Source organism: Klebsiella sp. HMSC16A12 (assembly GCF_001808265.1).
Classification (GTDB): domain Bacteria; phylum Pseudomonadota; class Gammaproteobacteria; order Enterobacterales; family Enterobacteriaceae; genus Klebsiella; species Klebsiella pneumoniae.
Genome location: NZ_KV792647.1, coordinates 1 through 21851 on the forward strand (window position 1 = coordinate 1; position 21851 = coordinate 21851).

At 57.7% G+C, this 21851-nt stretch carries 22 protein-coding genes; 7 read left to right on the top strand and 15 right to left on the bottom strand.

Features of this window, described 5'->3' with window-relative positions:
• Positions 1-102 precede the first annotated feature (102 nt).
• The 6 genes from tal to pdxA form a co-directional block, all read right to left on the bottom strand.
• The gene (tal, locus tag HMPREF3140_RS23695) at positions 103-1053 is read right to left on the bottom strand and encodes a transaldolase (protein ID WP_004147958.1); all 951 of its coding nucleotides are present in this window, start codon (positions 1051-1053) and stop codon (positions 103-105) included.
• Positions 1054-1083: 30 nt separating this feature from the next.
• The gene (rpiB, locus tag HMPREF3140_RS23700; RefSeq protein ID WP_004140598.1) at positions 1084-1542 is read right to left on the bottom strand and encodes a ribose 5-phosphate isomerase B; all 459 of its coding nucleotides are present in this window, start codon (positions 1540-1542) and stop codon (positions 1084-1086) included.
• Positions 1543-1570: 28 nt separating this feature from the next.
• Positions 1571-1945: a PTS glucitol/sorbitol transporter subunit IIA gene (locus HMPREF3140_RS23705; protein WP_032411255.1), complete on the bottom strand. Its 375-nt coding sequence runs from the start codon at positions 1943-1945 to the stop codon at positions 1571-1573.
• A 1-nt stretch (position 1946) separates the two neighbouring features.
• On the bottom strand, positions 1947-2966 hold the full coding sequence (locus HMPREF3140_RS23710; RefSeq protein ID WP_004190951.1) for a 2-keto-3-deoxygluconate permease: 1020 nt from the start codon (positions 2964-2966) through the stop codon (positions 1947-1949).
• 92 nt (positions 2967-3058) lie between these two features.
• Positions 3059-4777 carry a four-carbon acid sugar kinase family protein gene (locus tag HMPREF3140_RS23715; protein ID WP_032411251.1) on the bottom strand — a complete coding sequence of 573 codons (1719 nt, stop codon included), beginning with the start codon at positions 4775-4777 and terminating at the stop codon, positions 3059-3061.
• A 35-nt stretch (positions 4778-4812) separates the two neighbouring features.
• Entirely contained in the window at positions 4813-5820 is a 1008-nt protein-coding gene (pdxA, locus tag HMPREF3140_RS23720) for a 4-hydroxythreonine-4-phosphate dehydrogenase PdxA (protein WP_004179336.1), read from the bottom strand.
• A 242-nt stretch (positions 5821-6062) separates the two neighbouring features.
• Here pdxA and HMPREF3140_RS23725 point away from each other — a divergent pair, with 242 nt between their 5' ends.
• Both HMPREF3140_RS23725 and HMPREF3140_RS23730 read left to right on the top strand, forming a co-directional pair.
• Positions 6063-6857 (top strand): triose-phosphate isomerase, encoded by a 795-nt coding sequence (locus tag HMPREF3140_RS23725; protein ID WP_032412980.1) that lies wholly within the window; start codon positions 6063-6065, stop codon positions 6855-6857.
• A 35-nt stretch (positions 6858-6892) separates the two neighbouring features.
• Complete coding sequence (locus tag HMPREF3140_RS23730) at positions 6893-7855, top strand: sugar-binding transcriptional regulator (RefSeq protein WP_004140612.1); 963 nt, start codon at positions 6893-6895, stop codon at positions 7853-7855.
• Positions 7856-7879: 24 nt separating this feature from the next.
• On the opposite strand, the gene HMPREF3140_RS23735 is transcribed toward HMPREF3140_RS23730, so the two are convergent.
• From HMPREF3140_RS23735 to HMPREF3140_RS28980, 7 genes are all read right to left on the bottom strand, one after another.
• Positions 7880-8224, bottom strand: coding sequence for a hypothetical protein (locus HMPREF3140_RS23735; protein ID WP_004183647.1), 345 nt, complete (start codon positions 8222-8224; stop codon positions 7880-7882).
• Positions 8225-8314: 90 nt separating this feature from the next.
• Complete coding sequence (gene cobB, locus HMPREF3140_RS23740; protein WP_004176563.1) at positions 8315-9145, bottom strand: Sir2 family NAD+-dependent deacetylase; 831 nt, start codon at positions 9143-9145, stop codon at positions 8315-8317.
• A gap of 14 nt (positions 9146-9159) precedes the next feature.
• A complete protein-coding gene (gene nagK / locus HMPREF3140_RS23745; RefSeq protein WP_004140619.1) occupies positions 9160-10071 on the bottom strand; it encodes an N-acetylglucosamine kinase in 912 nt (303 codons plus the stop codon).
• Positions 10072-10119: 48 nt separating this feature from the next.
• On the bottom strand, positions 10120-11364 hold the full coding sequence (lolE, locus tag HMPREF3140_RS23750; protein ID WP_002900801.1) for a lipoprotein-releasing ABC transporter permease subunit LolE: 1245 nt from the start codon (positions 11362-11364) through the stop codon (positions 10120-10122).
• The gene (gene lolD, locus HMPREF3140_RS23755) at positions 11364-12065 is read right to left on the bottom strand and encodes a lipoprotein-releasing ABC transporter ATP-binding protein LolD (RefSeq protein ID WP_002900798.1); all 702 of its coding nucleotides are present in this window, start codon (positions 12063-12065) and stop codon (positions 11364-11366) included. The genes lolE and lolD overlap by 1 nt, the downstream gene beginning before the upstream one ends.
• Positions 12058-13257, bottom strand: a complete 1200-nt coding sequence (gene lolC, locus HMPREF3140_RS23760; protein WP_004176566.1) for a lipoprotein-releasing ABC transporter permease subunit LolC — start codon at positions 13255-13257, stop codon at positions 12058-12060. The genes lolD and lolC overlap by 8 nt, the downstream gene beginning before the upstream one ends.
• A 133-nt stretch (positions 13258-13390) precedes the next feature.
• Complete coding sequence (locus HMPREF3140_RS28980) at positions 13391-13522, bottom strand: hypothetical protein (RefSeq protein ID WP_004140630.1); 132 nt, start codon at positions 13520-13522, stop codon at positions 13391-13393.
• Positions 13523-13561: 39 nt separating this feature from the next.
• Between HMPREF3140_RS28980 and mfd the strand changes: the two genes are divergently transcribed.
• Entirely contained in the window at positions 13562-17008 is a 3447-nt protein-coding gene (mfd, locus tag HMPREF3140_RS23770; RefSeq protein WP_070553133.1) for a transcription-repair coupling factor, read from the top strand.
• Positions 17009-17171: 163 nt separating this feature from the next.
• The gene (gene ldtC, locus HMPREF3140_RS23775; protein WP_002900790.1) at positions 17172-18131 is read left to right on the top strand and encodes a L,D-transpeptidase LdtC; all 960 of its coding nucleotides are present in this window, start codon (positions 17172-17174) and stop codon (positions 18129-18131) included.
• 128 nt (positions 18132-18259) lie between these two features.
• Here ldtC and bhsA read toward each other — a convergent pair whose 3' ends face one another.
• Positions 18260-18517 carry a multiple stress resistance protein BhsA gene (gene bhsA / locus HMPREF3140_RS23780; RefSeq protein ID WP_002900788.1) on the bottom strand — a complete coding sequence of 86 codons (258 nt, stop codon included), beginning with the start codon at positions 18515-18517 and terminating at the stop codon, positions 18260-18262.
• A gap of 97 nt (positions 18518-18614) precedes the next feature.
• Here bhsA and HMPREF3140_RS28985 point away from each other — a divergent pair, with 97 nt between their 5' ends.
• Positions 18615-18770 carry a hypothetical protein gene (locus tag HMPREF3140_RS28985; RefSeq protein WP_004147941.1) on the top strand — a complete coding sequence of 52 codons (156 nt, stop codon included), beginning with the start codon at positions 18615-18617 and terminating at the stop codon, positions 18768-18770.
• The gene (locus HMPREF3140_RS23790; RefSeq protein WP_004140640.1) at positions 18767-19402 is read left to right on the top strand and encodes a TetR/AcrR family transcriptional regulator; all 636 of its coding nucleotides are present in this window, start codon (positions 18767-18769) and stop codon (positions 19400-19402) included. The genes HMPREF3140_RS28985 and HMPREF3140_RS23790 overlap by 4 nt, the downstream gene beginning before the upstream one ends.
• Before the next feature lie 52 nt (positions 19403-19454).
• On the opposite strand, the gene HMPREF3140_RS28990 is transcribed toward HMPREF3140_RS23790, so the two are convergent.
• Positions 19455-19577, bottom strand: a complete 123-nt coding sequence (locus HMPREF3140_RS28990) for a hypothetical protein (protein WP_009484243.1) — start codon at positions 19575-19577, stop codon at positions 19455-19457.
• Between the two features lie 68 nt (positions 19578-19645).
• On the opposite strand from HMPREF3140_RS28990, the gene HMPREF3140_RS23800 reads away from it, so the two are divergent.
• Positions 19646-21835 (top strand): TonB-dependent siderophore receptor, encoded by a 2190-nt coding sequence (locus HMPREF3140_RS23800; RefSeq protein WP_004150817.1) that lies wholly within the window; start codon positions 19646-19648, stop codon positions 21833-21835.
• Positions 21836-21851: the final 16 nt, after the last annotated feature.

The window sequence follows — 21851 nt, forward strand, 5'->3', positions numbered from 1 at the left end:
GATTTGGCTTTCTGTACAGCGTCCATGCTCAGGGCGCGCAGCGCGTTGGCGCATTGGCGGCGAGTGGTATTTGTCGTTTTCATCAGTCTTTATCCCCGCGGATTACAACATCTGCTGAATCTGTTGTTCCAGTTTCACCTGATCGACAGCAAACAGTCGGATCCCTTCCGCTAGTTTTTCCACTGCCATGGGATCCTGATGATGCTGCCAGAGGAACTCCGCCTGCGTCATTGGGCTGGGACGGGTTTCCGTCACGCAGCCGGGGGTCAACTGGCGGGTCAACACTCCTTCGCTGGCCGCCAGCTCGTCCAGCAGTGCCGGAGAGATAGTCAGGCGATCGCAGCCCGCCAGCGCCTGGATCTGCTCAATACGACGGAAGCTGGCACCCATTACCACCGTGTCATAGCCATGAGATTTGTAATACTGATAAATCTGGCGCACAGAGACCACGCCCGGATCGCTGTCCACCTGATAGGCTGACTGCGGCTGGTGCTTCTGATACCAGTCGTAGATGCGGCCCACAAAGGGCGAGATGAGAAAGACGCCCGCTTCGGCGCACGCCCGGGCCTGAGCGAAAGAGAACAGCAGCGTCAGGTTGCAGTTTATACCGCTCTGCTCCAACTCTTCGGCAGCGCGAATGCCCTCCCAGGTGGCGGCGAGCTTAATTAGAATCCGCTCGGGACCAATGCCATTTTTTTCATATAACTGGATGAGCTTGCGCGCCTTCGCGACGCACATCCCGCGATCCCAGGCAAAGCGAGCATCCACTTCGGTGGAGATACGCCCGGGCACATGGCGCAGCACCTCGCTGCCGATATCCACTGCCACCTGATCGCAGGCGTTAATCAATTGCGTTTCTGCGCTGCCTCCCTGGCGGCGTGCCTTGCCAATCGCATCGGCAATCAGCGGCTGATACTGCGGCAGCTGCGCGGCCTTCAGCACCAGCGAGGGGTTGGTGGTCGCATCCTGGGGTGCAAACTTTTTAATCGATTCAATATCGCCGGTATCAGCAACAACCGTGGTGTATTTTTTCAGTTCGTCTAACTGGCTCATCATCTGTTCCTTATCTTACGACTGCGGAGATTAATCTCTGGCATGCTGGTGTTCGTAATAATCAATACGTTCCACTTTGGGCGCGGATCCGCCGCCTTCATATTCGGACTCAAGCCACGCCTGAATAATTTTTTTGCCCAGCTCAGCGCCAATCACCCGCGCGCCGAGGGTAATAATCTGCGCGTTGTTACTTTTACGCGCTCGCTCGGCGGAGAAGGTATCGTGACACTGTGCGGCGCGGACCCCAGGGACTTTATTGGCCACAATACTCATCCCAATGCCGGTACCGCAGATCAGGATCCCACGCTCGTGTTCGCCCTGTTTAATCGACATCGCCACCGCATGGGCAACATCCGGATAAACGGTACTCCCCTGGCGTTTATCGCTGCTGTAATCCGCGACGTTAATTCCCAACCCATTCAAATAAGCGACGATGGCATCGCGAAAAGCATAGGCGGCATCATCCGCACCAATAGCGATTGTTTTCATGGTTATTTCCTTAATTTAACAGTACGTCTTAATGACAATTCAGGTAAAACGAAATTTGGTCGCCAGGCTGAATAATTTGTGGTGGTTCGCCGTAAAGGTGTACCGTCCCGGGTAATTCAGCGATATCTGCGCCATCAAAATTTAGCGTGATATGGCCAAGCTGTCGTAAATTTGCCGTTGCCACACGGCCTACCGCGGTCACCCGATAATTTTTATCATTTAATTTCATTTGCTGACCAGGCGATAACTCGGCGGTCAGTTCGCTGGCCTGGTGTACAGCGCAATAACTCGCAATATCGTCGGGAACGGCATCGGAGAATAAAATAAGCCGCAGCTCCTGCAAAGAACACTCAACATATTCCCCGACGGCGGTAATCCGTAATGAATACAACGGCACGCTCATACTATTTGTGTCCTTTGGCGGCAGGGGAAGATAATGTCACGCTCTCTTCACTTTTCACCTCTTTCAGCGGTTCAGCGGCTGGCGCACGCTTTTTCAGCCGTTTATCAAACCAGGCGACCAGTATCGGCGCGGTGATCATGGTGATAATGCTCGCCGTCGCCAGCTGCGCGGTGGCGGCATCCACGTACATCGCCAGCGAATGATCCGCCTGGGCAACCATCGCCGGCGTCAGCGCCGAGCTGGCGGCGGTGGTTCCCAGCGCGGCGCCCAGCGCGCTTTTCTTCTTCAAAAACAGGTTGTAGATAAAGTAGAACACAATCCCGGTTAGCGCGGAGATAATCCCCAACAGGATCCCGGACAGCCCGGCGGTGAACACCGTATTGATACTGGAGTTGGCGCCGATGGCGAACGACATAATAATGATCACCAGCGGCTGCGCCGCAGCGCATAACTGTTTAAAGCGTTCGTCCAGATTGCCCCACAGCATGCCAATCAGCAGTGGGATCAGCATCGACAGCAGCGCGGCGAAGGGAATATTGGCCAGGCCGCTGACGCCCAGCACCATCATTGTAACAAACGGACCATCCTTGATGCAGAATACGGAGATCGCCCCGGCATCACTGGCATCGCCATAGTTGCTGCACAATGCGATATAGAGGGAGCTGTTCGAGCTGGTCAGGCAGGCAATCAGCGCCAGGGTCGATATTCCGAGAAAACCGCTCGGGCCAAACAACGTTCCCGCAACCCATACCGCCAGTGCCCCGGCCAGACATTTGAGAAACAGCAGCACGGCGCCTTTATAGAGCGGCAACCCGGCCTGACGGATATTGATCGAGGTTCCGCAAATGAGCAAAAATATGCCCATCATGGCGCTGGAACCGACTTTAAATAAGGCGGTGGTCGGGCCGCCAATGCTGAGCACCTGGGGCGCGAAAGTATTAATTAATATAGCCACCAGCAGTGGAATAATAATTAACCCACCGGGCACCTTATTCATTTTTTCAAGTATATTAATATTCATAGGGTAACTCTTAAATTAAGATTTAACAGAGATAACGACGCAATACTACCCTGACGACCATTACGTCGTTTATTAGTTATTAGATTACTGGGTTATTGCTGTGCTTCCTGATAAACTCGGTCAACAATGATGCTAATAATATCTTCCGGTCCGGTTAACCCTCCTTTCCCGACGCAAATTAAGCCGGCATAATCGCCGCCAATGATCCGCACCATATCGGTTTGCGGGATGACATAGTCAATCATTTCTATTCCGGTGGCGCCCAGCTCTTTTAGTACATTGACCATGGTGTCACCACCGGTCATATACAATCCTTTAATTTCACCCGACGCACAGTTAAGCACCTCGCGCACAATACTGCCCAATCCGTGGTTAATATTTTGCGCAGCCTCACCGTGGGCCAGACCAAATCGCTGCTCCTCTTCCTGAAGGTTTAGCAACCGCCCGGTCAAGGCGGACTCAAAAACAAAGAGCGCGTTGTGCTGCGCCGGAACGCACTGTCGGGCATGCTGCACCACGCGATTGACTTCAATCTCAGCGGCGTTTTTCCGGTCAACCAACAGCTCGGCATCCACCGGGATATGGCAGACCCGGGCATCATTAGCGATCAAATACTGGAGCTGTTTTTTGGTTACTGGCGTTGCGCTGCCGGCAACGATCAAAATCGAGCCGCGCTGGCCGTCCGCTGTCAGGCTCGCGGGCGCGCTGCTCCGCGCTTCGCGCATCAGGCCGCGACGAACCGCCAGCCGTTCGGTAAAGGGCCCCGGATCGACGGCCAGCACGTTCCAGTTCAGGGCCACTACCGCCCCGGCGATGGCATCGACATCGTCGATGGTTATCGCATCGACCACTATCACCCGCACGCCGCGCTGTTGTTGTTCCTGTAAATCCTGCTGGATTTGCCCTTCGCCTTTCATCACCGATGTCAGCGCGATATGCCCGACCTGATGATGGGTCTGCGCCGCCAACAGTCCCGGCACCCACGACTCGGTGACCGGGGTACGTACATCGCGAGCCACATCGGTCCGCGACAGGGCTACCGAATCAATCACCGAGTAACCGCCGACGAGAATACGCCGTGACTGCGGCATCGCCGGCACCACAACCGCCACCGTCTCCTGCGGCAGTTGTTCCAGCATGGCGTCGATTTCAAATCCGATGCCGCCGCGCAGCGTGGTATCAATCCGCTTGGTGAAGTAATGCGCGCCGCGAGCCTGCAGCTGTTTCACCGCAGCGCTCACTTTGTGCTGGGCCTCCGCTTTCGGCAATGGGCGGCTGTCGCTGCTGACCACCATCGCCGGATACTCTACCTCATTGCGGGCGAAGGATTCGGTATCGAAAAACGCGGCGGTTTTTAAACCACTGCGCGCCAGCAGCACCCCGACGGTAGTTGCCCCGGTCAGATCGTCAGCCACGATCCCAAGCTTTCCGCCTTCCCCTTGCGGCCAGACCATCTCAATGCAGGCTGGCGTCACGCCGGAGACGTAGATCCCTTCGTGTATAAATTCCGCCAGCGGGCCGCTTTTACCGGTGGGATGCAGGTTAATGGTGGGAATTCCCCGCTTCGGATAGAGTCCGCAGCGCAACGTGCCGCCGCAGTCGATGACCATTAAACCAATCTCTTCCGCCGGCGGTTCGCCATTCTTGAATACATCAATGGAAGGCCAGCCGGTCAGTTCGCTCAGGCGGTCGACGACCGGGGGACGGATCCCCCCGGTGATGTACGCAATCTTTTTCCCCTGACCTGGCGTGATAGTCAGCGGCCCGCCCCAGCCCTTACAGCCCTTGCTAATCAACAGATGTTTTTCCATTTCTCTGTCCTCGTGATTCGCATGAACCTCAGCGATTATTGATGCTTCATTTTCCAGTAACGGGCCGCCACCAGCGTCGACTCCAGCATACTGACGGTACCCGCCTTACCGGTACCGGCGATATCAAACGCCGTCCCATGGTCGACGGAGCTGCGCATAAACGGCAGGCCGAAGGTAATGGTGATCGAACGTTCAAAGTCGAGGGTTTTGCAGGCAATATGCCCCTGATCGTGATACAGCGAGAGAATGGCGTCGTAGCGCCCCTGTTTGCCGAGATGGAACACGGAATCGGCCGGAACCGGCCCGATAGCGTTGATCCCCATCTCCTGGGCCGCTTTCACCGCCGGGATCAGATTGTCAGCCTCTTCGTGACCAAACAGACCATTGTCGGAACCATGCGGGTTCAGGGCGGCCACGGCAATGCGCGGATTTTTGATGTTCAGGGCGGTAAATTCATGGTGGATCTGCTGAACGCAGGCCAGCACTCGCGCTTTGTTGGCATAGTCACAGGCTGCTTTTAGCGCCATATGACGGCTCACGAAGAAGACGCGCAGGTTGTGGACGTGGAACATGGTCAGACCGTAATCAGATTGGGTTTCCACCTGATAGATTTCGGTATGGCCCGGGAGCTTACATCCTGCCAGCTTGATGGCTTCCTTATGAATTGGTGCAGTAGAGACCACGTCGATCAGCCCCGCTTTACCCAGCTCGATCGACTTCATCACATAGTCCAGCGACATTTGCCCCGCCAGTTTCTGCACCTTGCCCCATTCGATACTGTCGCAATCGTAGTCGCCAGTTTCCAGAACATCCAACGTCCCCCAGCTGAAACGGGCCTCCTGCGGATGGGCAATTTTATGGATAGCAAAATCGCAGCCCATGATTTTCATCGCCCGGCTGATAATCGGTACCGAGCCGATCAGGAACGGTTTGCACTCGTCATACACGCTTTTGTCCATCATGGTGGCCACGGTGATCTCCGGGCCGATCCCTGCCGGATCGCCAATGGTAATCGCCACAACGGGTTTTTTCTCTGCTGACATCATGCGCCTCTCATTTTTTCAGTTGATTGTTCATATGTTCAATGCCAAATCATATGCTCAAAACATTACCTGATGAATGAGCCGCCATGAGTGATGAAGATCACATAAAAAAATTCATAGATTTTTTTCATCGAAAAATGTGATCTAACATATGTTCATGCAGTGATAAAAAGTTCAACCTCAATACAGGGTATGGCCCAGTTTCTGGCAAGTATTTGATTTTATTAAGAGGAGAAGCAATGATGACCCCGATATGGTTAGGAACCAGCTGGAAAATGAACAAGCCGCTGTCGCAGGCCATGGCCTGGTGCGAAACGCTGGCAGCGCGGATGCCGGAGGGCTGTCACCCTGCTATTCAGCCCTTCGTCATTCCCCCCTTCACCGCGATCCAACCCGTCAGCCATTTTCTGCAAACGCATCAGTTACCGCTTCTGACCGGCGCGCAGAATATGCATGAAGCGGATCAGGGCGCCTGGACCGGGGAAATCTCGGCGGCCATGTTGGCAGAAACCGGCGCCACGCTTGTTGAGCTGGGACATTCAGAACGACGTGCCGCCTTTAATGAAAGCGATGCCGCGATTAATCGAAAAGTGCATAGCGCCTTAGGTCATGGCCTGCGCCCGCTGATCTGTATTGGCGATAGCGCCGAGGAGAAACGCTGGCAGGTGTCGCGTGAAAGCGTGGTGCGGCAGATGAAGATCGCCCTGTATGGCCTGAGCCACCAGCAGGCGCTGCGGACCCTGATTGCGTATGAACCGGTGTGGGCCATTGGCGAACATGGTATGCCCGCCTCACCGCAGGAGGCGGGCGTCATACATCAGGCGCTACGTCAGGCGCTTTGCGAGCGGTTTGGTCACGAGACGGGAACCCGTATCCCGCTGCTCTATGGCGGCAGCGTAACGCTGCAAAACGCGGTGGAATTGCTGCGCCAGCAGGAGATCAATGGGTTGTTTATCGGCCGCGCGGCCTGGGACGCGCAAGGCTATTGCGACATTGTTCAACGCGTTACACAGGAATTTATTTTGCAGGCGCAGTAATATAAAAGGGACACCAGAGATGGAAATTCCAGGCCATGATTGAACAAGACTCAGATTACGCCCTGCTCACTGAAATTGCGGTGGCTTATTACGATCAGGAACAAACGCAGGAAGAGATCGCCAAACGATTCGGCATTTCGCGTATCAAAGTCGGGCGCCTGCTGAAAAAAGCGCGCCAGGAAGGGATTGTTGAGATCAGCGTCAAATACCATCCGGTCTTCAGCTCCCAGATTGAGCAGCAGTTTATTTCGCACTTTGGCATTAAGCGCGCGCTAATTGCCCTGGATCACCATGATGAAGATGAACAGCGCCAGCAGGTGGCGGCCCTGGTCAGTAACTACCTTGCCGGGGTGTTAAAAAACGATATGACCGTCACCGTTGGTCAGGGGCGCAATGTGGCCGCGGTGGCGAATCACGTTGGCGTGTTTCCTGAGCGCCACTGCCGCTTTATCTGCGGCATCGGCGGAACCAAGCGTGACAATCAGCTGATTGACGCCGACCACATCAGCCGGAATCTGGCGCGCAAATTTAACGGCTTCAGCGAAACGCTTTACGCCCCGGCCTATGTGGAAACCCCGGAGCTGCGCGCGGCCTTTATGCAAAACCGCCTGATTAAGGCCACGCTCGAACAGGCCAGCAAAGCTGACGTGGCGATCATCGGCCTCGGCGATATGAATGAAAACAGCTTTATGGTGCAGCTCGGCTGGTTTACGCCGCAGGAAATTGCCACCGCGCGTCAGGAACAGGGGGTGGTGGGCGATCTGGCGGGGTACAGCTTTTTCAATATTCAGGGCAAACCCGTCGATACGGTGATGAATGACCGGGTCATTGGCTTAAGTCTCGAACAGCTGCGGGCCATTCCCTGCGTCATCGCTATCGCCTCCGAAAGTACGAAAGCGACGGCGATCCTGGGGGCATTACGCACCGGGGTTATCGATGTGCTGGCTACCAGCGCCTCGAACGCCCGTTCGGTCATTAATATGCAAAAGGCGCTATAAATAAGCCACGGCGCAGGCGGCGGATCAGCGTTGACCGCCGTCGCGCTGGCCTTTGCCCTTCCCTTTTTCGGCTCGCCGCTGCACAAAATCTTCAATGATGCCGACAACCCAGTTGAGAGGTTTCCACAGCACCACCAGCAGCAGCAACGGGCCGTATATTCGCACACCGCCCGTCGCGACCTGACCGGTCAACAGCAGGGCTAAGATATCCAGCAGCAGGCACAATGCGCTGCCAGTGCCGAGGAACAGACATAGCAGGAAGAGGATCGGTCGGCTATCGGCGTGTAGCGGTAAAGCGCGCTGGCTCCAGACGCCAACGATAATGGCCGCGATCAACATGATCGCTTCGATAACCAGCGGATTATGCATGGTCTGACTCCTGTCATGACGTGACATCCTTGTCAGCAGCGCTGCCGGCGGCCGTGGGCTGCGCCCTGGCTACCGGCAGGCGGCTTCAGTTTACAGCGCGTTTTCCTGTAGCAGCTTATCGATAAAGGCGGGTACCACTTCGCTTGCCAGCCCGTAGTGCTTCTCGGCAAACTCGCTGCCCACCTGGCTGGGCTCCAGGTTCAGTTCAACGGTATGGGCGCCGTGCAGTCGCGCCTCGTGCACAAAGCCAGCCGCCGGATAGACATGGCCGGAGGTGCCGATGGCGATAAAAATATCTGCGTCGGCCAGCGCGCTGTAGATCTCATCCATCCCCAGCGGCATTTCGCCAAACCAGACCACATGCGGACGCAGCGCCGCCGGGAACTGGCAGCAGTGGCACTTGTCCTCGGCGGTGACGTCGCCGGTCCACTCCAGCACCTGGCCGCTCCACGAACAGCGCACCTTTAGCAGCTCGCCGTGCATATGGATCACCCGGCGGTTGCCGGCGCGCTCGTGCAGATTATCAATATTCTGGGTGACCAGCAGAAAATGGTCGCCCAGCAGATCCTCCAGACGCGCCAGCGCCAGATGCGCCGCGTTCGGCGCGATTTCCGGACTCTGCAGCTGACGACGACGGGCGTTGTAGAACGCCTGCACCAGCGCCGGATCGCGGGCGAAGCCTTCCGGCGTCGCCACATCTTCCACCCGATGCTCTTCCCACAGGCCATCGGCCGCGCGGAAGGTTTTGATCCCCGACTCTGCCGAGATGCCCGCGCCGGTTAACACCACCACTCTCGGTTTTGCCATCGCTTCAGGCTTCATCCTGTCCTCCCTAAAGAAAATCCGCTGACGCAGACGGTCACGCAACCGACGTTTATTGCGACGAAAACGGCTCAATCGATGTAAACGGCGCGACTGCATAGCTACCTCTGTGATTAATGGGTCAGGTGAAGGAAGGCCGCACCGCGCATTCCCCCGGCATCGCCGTGGCGCGCGCGCTCAATGCGCGGAACCCTGGCGACCGGCAGAAGATGGCGCGGCAATCGTTGCGCCAGCCCTTCGCTAATGGCCGTAAAGTTAGATAATCCACCGCCGAGCACCAGCAAATCCGGGTCGACAATGGTCAGTATATTCCCCAGACACACCGCCAGCAGATCGAGATAGCGCTCAACGTGCGCCTGCGCGCGCGGATCGTGCTGCTGCCACTGCGCCACAATCTCCGGCGAGGAGAGCGGTTGCTGATAAAAATGTTCGTACAGCCAGGCGAAACCGCGACCGGAGAGATAATTTTCAATACAGCCCAGCTGGCCGCAGCCGCAGCGCAGCAGCGGAAAATCGCGCCCAACCACCTCCAGGGCATCCACCGGCAGGCGAATATGACCGAACTCGCCGGTGATATAGCTATGTCCGGTAATCGATTTACCGTTCAACACCAGGCCGCCGCCCACGCCGGTGCCGAGGATCAATCCCATCACCAGCGGGTATTGCGTAAACTCATCGTCCCACGCTTCCGACAGCGCGAAACAGTTGGCGTCATTATCGAGACGCACATCGCGCCCCAACCGCGCGCTGAGGTCAGCGCGCAGCGGCCGGCCGCTGGCGGCTGGCACGTTAGCGGCATACAGCGTGCCGTCCGCCGTTTCCGGCATTCCCGGAATACCGATCCCGACCGAACCCTGCTGGTCGAAGCGCTCATCGGCCTCGCGGACCAGCGCCTCTACCGCCTGGAGAAAATCCTCATAACTACTTTTCGGCGTAGCGACGCGTTTTTCCCACTGCAGTCGCCGCTCCTGATTAAATACGCCCAGCGCTATCTTGCTGCCGCCAATGTCAAATCCATAATACATTTCAGCAATTCCTCTTGTGTCGTCAGCCAGGCCGACGATGACGATAAATTACTGGCCACTCAGCACCCTCGCCGGGTCGATGCGGCTGGCGCGGCGGGCGGGATACCAGCTGGCCAGCAAACTCAGCAACAGTGCTGTCACCAGCACATAAAAGACGTCCAGCCAGTGCAATTCTGACGGCAGGAAGTCAATAAAATAGATGTCGCCGGAGAGGAATTTATGCCCAATCAGGTATTCGATGCCGTTGATGATCGACGTCAGGTTCAACGCGCAGATCACGCCGATCACCACCCCAAACAGGCTGCCTACCGATCCGGCTAATAAACCATACCACACGAAAATCGCGCGAATTAAGCCGTCTTTTGCGCCAAGCGTGCGCAGCACCGCAATATCGCCGCTTTTGTCTTTGACCGCCATCACCAGCGTCGAGACGATGTTAAAGCAGGCCACGCCGATCACCAGCACCATCGCCAGGTACATAATGGCGCGGATCATCTGGATGTCGCGATACATATAGCCATAGGTGCCGATCCAGCTCTTGATGTAGACGTAGCTGTTGGTCACCTCGCCGGCGTCGCGTACCAGCTTGTTAGCATGGAAAACGTCGGTGACCTTGATGGCGATGCCGGTCACGCTGCTGCCCATCTCCAGATACTGCTGCGCATCCTGCATCGGGATCATGGCAAAACTATGATCGAGCTGGCCGCTCAGCTGTAAAATTCCGGTCACATGCAGCCTGACGCGTTTTGGCTGCAGCAGCTGATGGTCGGCGTCGGCATTAGGGATCATGATCGACACCCAGTCCCCCTGCTTCACGTGCAGGGCATCGGCGACCCCTTTGCCCAGGATCACTTGCTGTTCGCCAGCCTTGAATCCGGCCCACGCGTTATTCTGCACAAAGGTAGGCAGCGCGCTGAGCTGGCTCTCCTGCTGCGGGTCGACGCCTTTCACCTGGATGGCGCGCATATTGCTGCCGCTCTCCACCAGGCCGGTGAAGTTAATATAGGGCGCTGCCGCGACAATCCCCTTCACCTTCTGCACCTTCGCCAGCGCTTCCTGCCAGTTATTCCACGGCTGATTCACGGGTTCGATTTCGCCGTGCGGTACCACCGCCAGCACGCGGTTATTCAGCTCGCGCTCAAAGCCGTTCATCGCGCTGAGGCCGACGATCAGCACCGCCACCCCCAGCGCAATGCCGATGGTGGAGATCACCGAGATCAGCGACACCATGCCGCCGCGCCGCCGGCCGCGGCTGAAACGCAATGCAATCAGTAACGATAACGGAGACGCCATTACTCGGCCCCCATCAGGGTCAGGTCGGCGGTCAGACGGCCATCGCGCATCTCCAGCTGGCGGCTCATGCGCTTCGCCAGCTGCAGGTCGTGGGTCACCACCAGAAACGCGGTGCGCTGCGCGACGTTCAGTTCGCCCAGCAGCTGGAAGATGCTGTCGGCGTTGCGAGCGTCGAGGTTACCGGTTGGCTCGTCCGCCAGCACCAGCCGCGGTTTATTCACCAGCGCGCGGGCAATCGCCACCCGCTGGCGCTCGCCGCCGGAGAGCTCCGACGGACGGTGATGGCTGCGGTGTTCAAGCCCGACCGCCTGCAGCATCGCTTTCGCCTGGCGTTCAATATCCGCCGGCTTCTTTTTGCCAATCAGCAGCGGCATCGCCACGTTTTCCAGTGCGCTAAAGTCCGGCAGCAGATGGTGGAACTGATAGATAAAGCCCAGCTCGCGGTTACGCAGGTCGGCGCGCGCGGCGGTGGATAGCTTGCTCATCGGCTGACCGGAGAAAATCACGTCGCCAGAGGTGGGCGTATCCAGGCCGCCGAGCAGATGCAGCAGCGTACTTTTGCCAGAGCCGGAGGTGCCGACGATAGCCATCATCTCGCCTTCACCAATGCTGAAGCTGACATTGTGCAGGACATCGGTTTGCACATTGCCTTCCTGATAGCGTTTGCACAGGTTGTCGCATTGCAGCAGGATCTTATTCATAACGTAAAGCCTCAGCGGGTTGGGTGGCGGCAGCGCGCCAGGAAGGGTACAACGTAGACAACAGGGCCAGCACCATCGCCACCAGGGCGATAACAATGACCTGCAGCGGCTCAATCGCCACCGGCAGCGCCGCGCCGTCAAGGAAGGCGCCGATGATCGGCATTAAATTATTCAGCTGGCTGGCCAACAGGGCGCCAAGCACCGCTCCCAGCAGCGCGCCGACGATCCCGGCGCTGGCCCCCTGCACCATAAAGACGGCCATAATCTGCCGCGGCGTCAGCCCCTGGGTCTGGAGGATCGCCACTTCGCCCTGCTTCTCCATCACCATCATCCCCAGCGAGGTAATAATGTTGAAGGCCGCGACGGCGACGATCAGGCTCAGCAGCAGGCCCATCATATTTTTCTCCATGCGCACCGCCTGGAACAGTTCGCCCTTGCGCTCGCGCCAGTCCTGCCACTGAGTTCCCGGCGGCAACGTCTGCTGACTCAGGGTGTCGACCTGCAGCGGTTTATCCAGCCACAGGCGCCAGCCGGTGATATTCCCCAGCGGATAGCGCATCAGACGGGAGGCGTCGTCGATGTTGGTCAGCATCTGATAGCCATCGACTTCGCTGTTGGCGGCGAAGGTGCCGATGACCGTGAACAGACGCTGGCTCGGCACGCGGCCCATCGGCGTAAACTGACTCGCGGAAGGAACCATCACGCGAATTTTATCGCCGCGATTAACCCCCAGCTGGCCCGCCAGCTGCTCGCCGAGAATAACGTTATATTTGCCCGCCTGCAGATCGCTCTGTTTGACGTTCACCAGGTATGGAGTCAGGGGATCGTTCTGCGCCGGATCAATGCCCAGCATAACCCCGACCGCCACGCTGCGCGCGCTCTGCAGCACCACGTCGCCGGTGGTGATCGGCGCTACGCGGGTTACCCCATTAAGTTTCGCTTCGCGCTCCGGCAGTTGCTGAGGGTTCACCGAACCCTGTTTGGCGCTAAGAATGGCCTGTGGCATCAGCCCCAGGATGTTGTTTTGCAGCTCGCGTTCAAAGCCGTTCATCACCGACAGGACCGTCACCAGCGCCATTACGCCAAGCGTAATACCGATAGTTGAGAGCCAGGAGACGAAACGACCGAAGCGGTCGGCTGCGCGCCCGCGCATATAGCGTAGGCCGATAAAGAGTGCGGCAGGTTGGTACATGTCATCCATCTGGTTGCTGATAGCCGATGCCCGAGTATATAAGCGATTAGGGGCAGCGTAAACGACTGATACATGACGACTTTATTAGCAATAAACCTAAAAACCAAGTAAATACAAACGGATAGATAAGTACTTACTTATTTATCTTTACGCTTATCGACAGCGCTGACCTTTCTTCACCCAACACGCGATGGCAATTCGGGTTGGCGAATCCAGACCAATCGCGGATAATCTCACTATTGAATATCAGCGAGTTGCCCTCCATATCGGCAGAGCGAATCCCTAAGAGACCATGAAACCGTCTATGCCTGAACAATATCGATACTCATTGCCGGTGAAAGCCGGCGATCAGCGCCAGCTTGGCGAGTTGACCGGCGCAGCCTGCGCCACCCTGGTGGCGGAGATGGCCGAACGCCACAAGGGCCCGGTGGTGCTGGTGGCGCCTGACATGCAAAACGCGCTGCGTCTGAACGACGAGATCAGGCAGTTCACCGACAGCATGGTGATGGGGCTGGCGGACTGGGAAACGCTCCCTTACGACAGCTTCTCGCCGCATCAGGACATCATCTCCTCCCGTCTTGCCACCCTTTACCAGTTACCCACCATGCAGCGCGGCGTACTGATCGTTCCGGTCAGCACCCTGATGCAGCGCGTCTGTCCGCACAGCTTCCTTCACGGCCACGCGCTGGTGATGAAAAAGGGCCAGCGCCTGTCGCGCGATGCGCTGCGCGATCAGCTGGAGGGGGCCGGCTACCGCCATGTCGATCAGGTGATGGAGCACGGCGAATATGCTACCCGCGGCGCGCTGCTCGACCTGTTCCCGATGGGTAGCGATCAGCCCTACCGCCTTGATTTCTTTGACGATGAAATCGACAGCCTGCGCCTGTTCGACGTTGACAGCCAGCGCACGCTGGAGGAAGTGGCGGCCATTAACCTGCTGCCGGCGCACGAGTTCCCCTCCGACCAGACCGCTATTGAGCTGTTCCGCAGCCAGTGGCGCGACCGCTTTGAGGTGAAGCGCGATGCCGAACACATCTATCAGCAGGTCAGTAAAGGGACGCTACCTGCCGGTATCGAATACTGGCAACCGCTGTTCTTCAGCGAGCCGCTGCCGCCGTTATTCAGCTATTTCCCGGCCAGCACGCTGATCGTCAACACCGGCGATCTCGAGGCCAGCGCGGAGCGATTCCAGAATGAAGCCCGCGCCCGCTTTGAAAACCGCGGCGTCGACCCGATGCGCCCGCTCCTGCCGCCTGAGCTGCTGTGGCTGCGCAGCGATGAGCTATTCAGCGAACTGAAAAAATGGCCGCGCGTGCAGCTGAAAACCGAACGTCTGGCGGACAAAGCGGCGAATACTAATCTGGGCTACCAGACGCTGCCGGACCTCGCCGTCCAGGCGCAGAACAAAGCGCCGCTGGATAATCTGCGCCGCTTCCTCGAGTCCTTTACCGGTCCGGTGATCTTCTCGGTGGAAAGCGAAGGCCGCCGTGAAGCGCTGAGCGAAATGCTGGCGCGGATTAAAGTTGCGCCAAAACATGTGCTGCGTCTGGAGGAAGCCACCGGCAACGGCCGCTATCTGATGATTGGCGCCGCCGAGCACGGGTTTATCGACAGCCAGCGCGGCCTGGCGCTGATTTGCGAGAGCGACCTGCTCGGCGAGCGGGTGGCGCGCCGTCGTCAGGATTCGCGCCGCACCATTAACCCTGACACTCTGATTCGCAACCTCGCCGAACTGCATATCGGCCAGCCGGTCGTTCACCTGGAACACGGCGTGGGCCGCTACGCGGGCATGACTACCCTGGAAGCCGGCGGCATCACCGGCGAATATCTGATGCTAACCTACGCCAACGATGCCAAGCTATACGTTCCGGTATCGTCCCTGCATCTTATCAGCCGCTACGCCGGCGGGGCGGAAGAAAACGCCCCCCTGCACAAGCTGGGCGGCGATGCCTGGACCCGGGCGCGACAAAAAGCGGCTGAGAAAGTACGCGACGTGGCGGCCGAGCTGCTGGATATCTACGCCCAGCGCGCGGCGAAGGCGGGTTTTGCCTTTAAACACGACCGCGAACAGTATCAGCTGTTCTGCGACGGTTTCCCATTTGAAACCACGCCGGATCAGGCGCAGGCGATCAACGCCGTCCTCAGCGATATGTGCCAGCCGCTGGCCATGGACCGCCTGGTGTGCGGCGATGTGGGCTTCGGCAAGACCGAAGTGGCCATGCGCGCCGCCTTCCTCGCCGTGGAGAACCACAAGCAGGTGGCGGTGCTGGTGCCGACCACCCTGCTGGCTCAGCAGCACTATGACAATTTCCGCGATCGTTTCGCCAACTGGCCGGTACGCATCGAAATGCTCTCCCGCTTCCGCAGTGCTAAAGAGCAGGCGCAGATCCTCGAGCAGGCCGCGGAAGGCAAAATCGATATCTTGATCGGCACCCACAAGCTGCTGCAGAGCGAGGTGAAGCTGCGCGATCTCGGGCTGCTGATCGTCGACGAAGAGCACCGGTTTGGCGTGCGGCATAAAGAGCGTATCAAAGCGATGCGCGCCGATGTCGATATCCTGACCCTCACCGCCACGCCGATCCCGCGGACGCTGAACATGGCGATGAGCGGGATGCGCGATCTGTCGATCATCGCCACGCCGCCGGCGCGCCGCCTGGCGGTGAAGACCTTCGTTCGCGAATATGACGCCCTGGTGGTGCGCGAGGCGATCCTGCGCGAAACGCTGCGCGGCGGCCAGGTCTACTATCTGTTTAATGACGTTGAGAACATCCAGAAAGCCGCCGACAAGCTGGCGGAGCTGGTGCCGGAGGCGCGGATCGCCATCGGTCACGGTCAGATGAGGGAGCGCGAACTGGAGCGGGTGATGAATGACTTCCATCATCAACGCTTCAATGTGCTGGTGTGCACCACCATCATCGAAACCGGGATCGACATTCCCACCGCCAACACCATCATCATCGAACGCGCCGACCATTTTGGCCTCGCCCAGCTGCACCAGCTGCGCGGCCGCGTTGGCCGTTCGCATCACCAGGCCTATGCCTGGCTGCTGACGCCGCATCCGAAAGCGATGACCACCGATGCGCAAAAGCGCCTCGAGGCCATTGCGTCGCTGGAAGATCTCGGCGCCGGCTTTGCGCTGGCAACCCACGATCTGGAGATTCGCGGGGCCGGGGAACTGCTTGGGGAAGATCAGAGCGGTCAGATGGAAACCATCGGTTTCTCCCTGTATATGGAGTTGCTGGAGAACGCAGTCGATGCGTTGAAAGCCGGGCGTGAACCCTCGCTGGAAGATCTCACCAGTCAGCAGACGGAGGTTGAACTGCGCATGCCTTCCCTGCTGCCTGATGATTTCATCCCTGACGTCAATACGCGCCTGTCATTCTATAAGCGCATTGCCAGCGCCAAAAACGAACAGGATCTGGAGGAGATCAAAGTCGAGCTGATCGATCGTTTTGGCCGCCTGCCCGATGCCGCCCGCAACCTGCTGGATATCGCCCGTCTGCGTCAGCAGGCGCAAAAGTTAGGGATCCGCAAGCTGGAAAGCAACGAAAAAGGCGGCGTGATCGAATTTAACGAGAAAAACAACGTCAATCCGGTGTGGCTGATCGGCCTGCTGCAAAAGCAGCCCCAGCACTTCCGCCTGGACGGTCCCACGCGCCTGAAGTTCATGCAGGACCTGGAGGAGCGTAAAACGCGGATGGACTGGGTTCGCCAGTTTATGCGCCAGCTGGAAGAGAACGCCGTCGCCTGACTGGCAGGAGATACGGCCCCGCTGCCGTATCTCCCTTCCCACATACCTCGCAATCTTTACAAACATTTTGCAATCCGCCTGGATTTCCCCACACAGACTCACGCCATAATCTCATCTGCTTTGCGTATAAAAATAACCACTTACATATTTTGGAGTTATGGTAATGAGAAACCGTTTCCCCGTGACGCTTTGGCTGACGCTAGTCGCGTTAGTCGCCGCGCTGGCCCTGCCCGCGCGCGCTAACACCTGGCCCCTTCCCCCGCCGGGCAGCCGGCTGGTGGGTCAGAATCAGTTTCATGTGGTACAGGATGACGGCGGTTCGCTGGAAGCGATTGCCAAGAAGTATAATGTCGGCTTCCTGGCCCTGCTGCAGGCCAATCCCGGGGTTGACCCCTATGTTCCGCGCGCCGGCAGCGTGCTGACCATCCCCCTGCAGACGCTGCTGCCCGATGCGCCGCGCGAAGGGCTGGTGATTAACCTCGCCGAACTGCGCCTCTATTATTACCCGCCGGGCAAGAATGAAGTGACCGTCTACCCAATCGGCATCGGTCAGCTGGGCGGAACCACCATCACACCGACGATGGTCACAACCGTGTCCGACAAACGGGCCAATCCGACCTGGACACCTACCGCCAACATTCGCGCGCGCTACAAGGCTATGGGGATTGAGCTGCCGGCGGTAGTGCCTGCTGGTCCTGACAATCCGATGGGCCATCACGCCATCCGCCTCGCCGCCTATGGCGGAGTCTATCTCCTGCACGGCACCAATGCCGATTTCGGCATCGGTATGCGCGTCAGTTCCGGCTGCATTCGTCTGCGCGATAACGATATCAAGGCGCTGTACAACACTATCTCGCCGGGCACGAAGGTGAACATTATCAACACGCCGATCAAGGCGTCGGTTGAGCCGGATGGCCGCCGTCTGGTTGAGGTCCATCAGCCGCTGTCTGAGCATATCGATGACGACCCGCAGACCCTGCCCATTACGCTTAATGCGGCCATGACTGCGTTCAAACAGGCGCCGCAGACCGACGGGACGGTGATGGAGCGCGCGATGAATTATCGCTCGGGCATGCCGATTGACGTCACCCGTCATGCTGAGCCTGGACCGCAGTCGCTGTAGTCTTACGCTGCATAAAACAAAAAACCCGCCTGATGGCGGGTTTTTTGTTGGCAAGGGTCAAACAGGGGTACAACAGGGTCTTACTCATCGCCGTCCGGTGAAGGGGGCCGGGCAGCGACGCATCGGGCTTACTTGTAGATAACGGCGGTACCGTGAAGGGTATTCGGACCGGTTACCGAAGTAATACGATATGAAGTGGCGCCCATCTCATCCGCTTTCTGCGCCAGCTGGTCTTCCAGCGAGCCCAGGTTAGTCCCGGCAGAAGCAGAGATGGTGCCTACTTTATGCTGTCCTGCAGGGGTGGACTGCACCTCTACAGCGGCAAAGCTGGCGAAAGAAAGGGAACTTAAAACGGCGGCAATAGCCAGAGTATTAACGGTTTTCATGATTATTATACCTGTGCAGATGAATTTTATAGTAGGGTCGCAAGCATTAACTTAACGATCGATAGGTAAATAATAATGTGATCTATGTCACACGTCAATGCATTTTTATAACGATCGTTTAACTATTTATAAAATGCTTAAATTTCATACATATATGAATTATTTATTTTTAAACCGACAGCGCTGGCCCCGGCGATCGTTTATTTTTATAATGGCCTTTCACCAAACCAACATAGGTACAACGGCACCATGACAACTGACGTTCAAAGTTGCGCCAAAAAAAGCCGTGGCCGACCGAAGGTGTTCGACAGGGATGCGGCGCTGGACAAAGCCATGACACTCTTCTGGCAGCACGGCTATGAGGCGACCTCGCTCGCCGATCTGGTCGAGGCGACAGGAGCAAAAGCCCCCACCCTGTATGCGGAATTTGTGAATAAAGAAGGCCTATTCCGCGCAGTGTTGGATCGTTACATTTCGCGCTTTGCCGCGAAGCACGAAGCCGTGCTGTTTGCCGAGGGAAAATCCGTCGATCGCGCGTTGCGTGACTACTTCACGGCGGTCGCCACCTGCTTTACCAGCAAAGAGACGCCGGCCGGCTGCTTTATCATCAATACCTCCGCCGCGTTGGCCGCCTCCTCGACGGATATCGCCAATACCATCAAATCCCGCCATGCGATGCAGGAGCAGGCGCTAACCCAGTTTCTGCAGCAGCGGCAGGCGCAGGGCGAACTGCCCGCGGGCCGCGATGTCGCGCAGCTGGCGCAATTTCTTAACTGCGTTCTGCAGGGGATGTCGATTAGCGCCCGGGAAGGCGCGGATTTCGACAAGCTGATGCAAATCACCGATACCACTCTCCGTCTCTGGCCGCAGGTCCTCGAGTCCTGATGCGCCCTGCTTCCGGCGGTATTCTGCCGCCGGATCCGCTCTCCTGTTGGCTTTATCCCCACAAAATAGATTGATTTTTATTATCTTTTCTCGCGCAAGATAAACGCAAATGATATTGATTGCGATATTCATTATGTGCAAAATCCTTTTTTGAGTTTTTCCAGATGTTTCGCATTGTAACGAATACCGGCCGACGCCGGCCCATAACAACGACAAAGCAACTTGCTCATAAAAGGAATGGATATGAAAAAGCGCCTCTGGGTGCTCCACCCTCTGCTGCTGGCCAGCACGCTGCCTGCGCTGGCGGCTCAGTCTGATGAAGACAGCATCATCGTTAGCGCAAACCGCACCCATCGCACCGTGGCCGAAATGGCCCAAACCACCTGGGTCATTGAGGGCCAGGAGATTGAGCAGCAGGTCCAGGGCGGGAAAGAGTTCAAAGACGTGCTGGCGCAGCTGATCCCCGGCATCGACGTCAGCAGCCAGGGGCGGACCAACTATGGGATGAACATGCGCGGGCGCGCGATCGTCGTGCTGATTGACGGCGTCCGGCTCAACTCCTCACGCACCGACAGCCGCCAGCTCGACGCCATCGATCCATTCAACATCGAACATATCGAAGTGATCTCCGGAGCGACCTCGCTGTACGGCGGGGGCAGTACCGGCGGGCTTATCAACATCGTTACCAAAAAGGGGCAGCAGGATCGTCAGGTCGATCTCGAGGTGGGCAGCAAGAGCGGTTTTGCGAACAGCAACGATCATGATGAGCGCGTCGCGGCGGCCGTCAGCGGCGGAACAGACCACGCATCCGGCCGCTTGTCGGTAGCCTATCAGCGTTTCGGCGGCTGGTACGACGGCAATAACGATGCGCTGATCCTCGATAATACCCAAACGGGGCTCCAGCACTCTGACCGCCTCGACGTGATGGGGACGGGGACGATTGAGATCGATGATAACCGCCAGCTGCAGCTGGTCACCCAGTATTATAAAAGCCAGGGCGATGATGACTACGGTCTGTGGCTCGGGAAGAACATGTCCGCGGTCACCAGCGGCGGCAAAGCGTATACCACCGACGGGCTCAATTCCGACCGTATCCCCGGCACCGAACGCCATCTGATCAGCCTCCAGTACTCCGATGCCGACTTTTTCGGCCAGAATCTGGTGAGCCAGGTGTACTATCGCGATGAGTCCCTCACCTTCTATCCGTTCCCGACGCTCACGAAAGGTCAGGTCAGTAGCTTCTCCTCGTCGCAGCAGGATACCGATCAGTATGGGGCCAAGCTGACCCTCAACAGCCAACCGCTGGCGGGGTGGGATCTCACCTGGGGTCTCGACGCCGATCATGAGACCTTTAATGCCAACCAAATGTTCTTCGATCTGCCACAATCGATGGCCTCCGGCGGGTTGCACAACGAATCGATCTACACAACCGGCCGCTACCCGGGATACAGTATTTCCAATGTCGCGCCATTCCTGCAGTCCAGCTACGATCTGAACGATATCTTTACCGTCAGCGGCGGGGTACGCTACCAGTGGACCGAAAACCGGGTCGACGACTTTGTCGGCTACGCCCAGCAGCAGGATATCGCCAACGGCAAAGCGCGCTCCGCCGACGCCATCAAAGGCGGCAAAACCGATTATGACAATTTCCTGTTTAACGCCGGGATCGTGGCCCACCTGACCGAGCGTCAACAAACCTGGTTTAACTTCTCGCAGGGTGTCGAGCTACCGGACCCTGGTAAATACTATGGCATCGGTAAATATGGCGCTGCGGTGAATGGTCATCTGCCGCTGATCTCCAGCGTCAACGTCGATGACTCGCCGCTGCAGGGGATCAAAGTTAACTCGTACGAGCTGGGCTGGCGCTACACTGGCGATAACCTGCGCACCCAGCTGGCGGCGTACTACTCGACCTCGGATAAGACCATTGTCGTCAACCGCACCGACATGACCATCGACGTTCAGTCCGACAAACGGCGTATTTACGGCGTTGAGGGGGCGGTCGACTACTTTATTCCGGATAGCGACTGGAGCGTCGGCGGTAACTTTAACGTGCTGAAATCCCAGGTGCAGACCGACGGCCGCTGGCAAAAATGGGACGTCACCCTCGCCTCGCCGTCTAAAGCCACCGCCTGGGTGGGCTGGGCGCCGGATCCGTGGAGCCTGCGCGTGCAGAGTCAGCAGGTATTTGACCTCAGCGATGCCGCCGGCAACAAGCTGGAAGGCTATAACACCGTCGATTTTATCGGTAGTTACGCGCTGCCGGTGGGGAAACTGACCTTCAGTATCGAAAACCTGCTTAACGAAGACTATGTCACTATCTGGGGCCAGCGCGCGCCGCTGCTCTACAGCCCAACCTACGGCAGTTCATCGCTGTATGAGTACAAAGGTCGTGGCCGCACCTTTGGTCTGAACTACGCCTTAACCTTCTGATAAAAAAAGCCCCTCA

Bases quoted from the DNA above. Each gene is read 5' to 3' on its own strand.
- tal (WP_004147958.1), bottom strand. From the start codon at position 1,053: ATGAGCCAGTTAGACGAACTGAAAAAATACACCACGGTTGTTGCTGAT.
- rpiB (WP_004140598.1), bottom strand. From the start codon at position 1,542: ATGAAAACAATCGCTATTGGTGCGGATGATGCCGCCTATGCTTTTCGC.
- HMPREF3140_RS23705 (WP_032411255.1), bottom strand. From the start codon at position 1,945: ATGAGCGTGCCGTTGTATTCATTACGGATTACCGCCGTCGGGGAATAT.
- HMPREF3140_RS23710 (WP_004190951.1), bottom strand. From the start codon at position 2,966: ATGAATATTAATATACTTGAAAAAATGAATAAGGTGCCCGGTGGGTTA.
- HMPREF3140_RS23715 (WP_032411251.1), bottom strand. From the start codon at position 4,777: ATGGAAAAACATCTGTTGATTAGCAAGGGCTGTAAGGGCTGGGGCGGG.
- pdxA (WP_004179336.1), bottom strand. From the start codon at position 5,820: ATGTCAGCAGAGAAAAAACCCGTTGTGGCGATTACCATTGGCGATCCG.
- HMPREF3140_RS23725 (WP_032412980.1), top strand. From the start codon at position 6,063: ATGACCCCGATATGGTTAGGAACCAGCTGGAAAATGAACAAGCCGCTG.
- HMPREF3140_RS23730 (WP_004140612.1), top strand. From the start codon at position 6,893: ATGATTGAACAAGACTCAGATTACGCCCTGCTCACTGAAATTGCGGTG.
- HMPREF3140_RS23735 (WP_004183647.1), bottom strand. From the start codon at position 8,224: ATGCATAATCCGCTGGTTATCGAAGCGATCATGTTGATCGCGGCCATT.
- cobB (WP_004176563.1), bottom strand. From the start codon at position 9,145: ATGCAGTCGCGCCGTTTACATCGATTGAGCCGTTTTCGTCGCAATAAA.
- nagK (WP_004140619.1), bottom strand. From the start codon at position 10,071: ATGTATTATGGATTTGACATTGGCGGCAGCAAGATAGCGCTGGGCGTA.
- lolE (WP_002900801.1), bottom strand. From the start codon at position 11,364: ATGGCGTCTCCGTTATCGTTACTGATTGCATTGCGTTTCAGCCGCGGC.
- lolD (WP_002900798.1), bottom strand. From the start codon at position 12,065: ATGAATAAGATCCTGCTGCAATGCGACAACCTGTGCAAACGCTATCAG.
- lolC (WP_004176566.1), bottom strand. From the start codon at position 13,257: ATGTACCAACCTGCCGCACTCTTTATCGGCCTACGCTATATGCGCGGG.
- HMPREF3140_RS28980 (WP_004140630.1), bottom strand. From the start codon at position 13,522: ATGGAGGGCAACTCGCTGATATTCAATAGTGAGATTATCCGCGATTGG.
- mfd (WP_070553133.1), top strand. From the start codon at position 13,562: ATGCCTGAACAATATCGATACTCATTGCCGGTGAAAGCCGGCGATCAG.
- ldtC (WP_002900790.1), top strand. From the start codon at position 17,172: ATGAGAAACCGTTTCCCCGTGACGCTTTGGCTGACGCTAGTCGCGTTA.
- bhsA (WP_002900788.1), bottom strand. From the start codon at position 18,517: ATGAAAACCGTTAATACTCTGGCTATTGCCGCCGTTTTAAGTTCCCTT.
- HMPREF3140_RS28985 (WP_004147941.1), top strand. From the start codon at position 18,615: ATGCATTTTTATAACGATCGTTTAACTATTTATAAAATGCTTAAATTT.
- HMPREF3140_RS23790 (WP_004140640.1), top strand. From the start codon at position 18,767: ATGACAACTGACGTTCAAAGTTGCGCCAAAAAAAGCCGTGGCCGACCG.
- HMPREF3140_RS28990 (WP_009484243.1), bottom strand. From the start codon at position 19,577: ATGCGAAACATCTGGAAAAACTCAAAAAAGGATTTTGCACATAATGAA.
- HMPREF3140_RS23800 (WP_004150817.1), top strand. From the start codon at position 19,646: ATGAAAAAGCGCCTCTGGGTGCTCCACCCTCTGCTGCTGGCCAGCACG.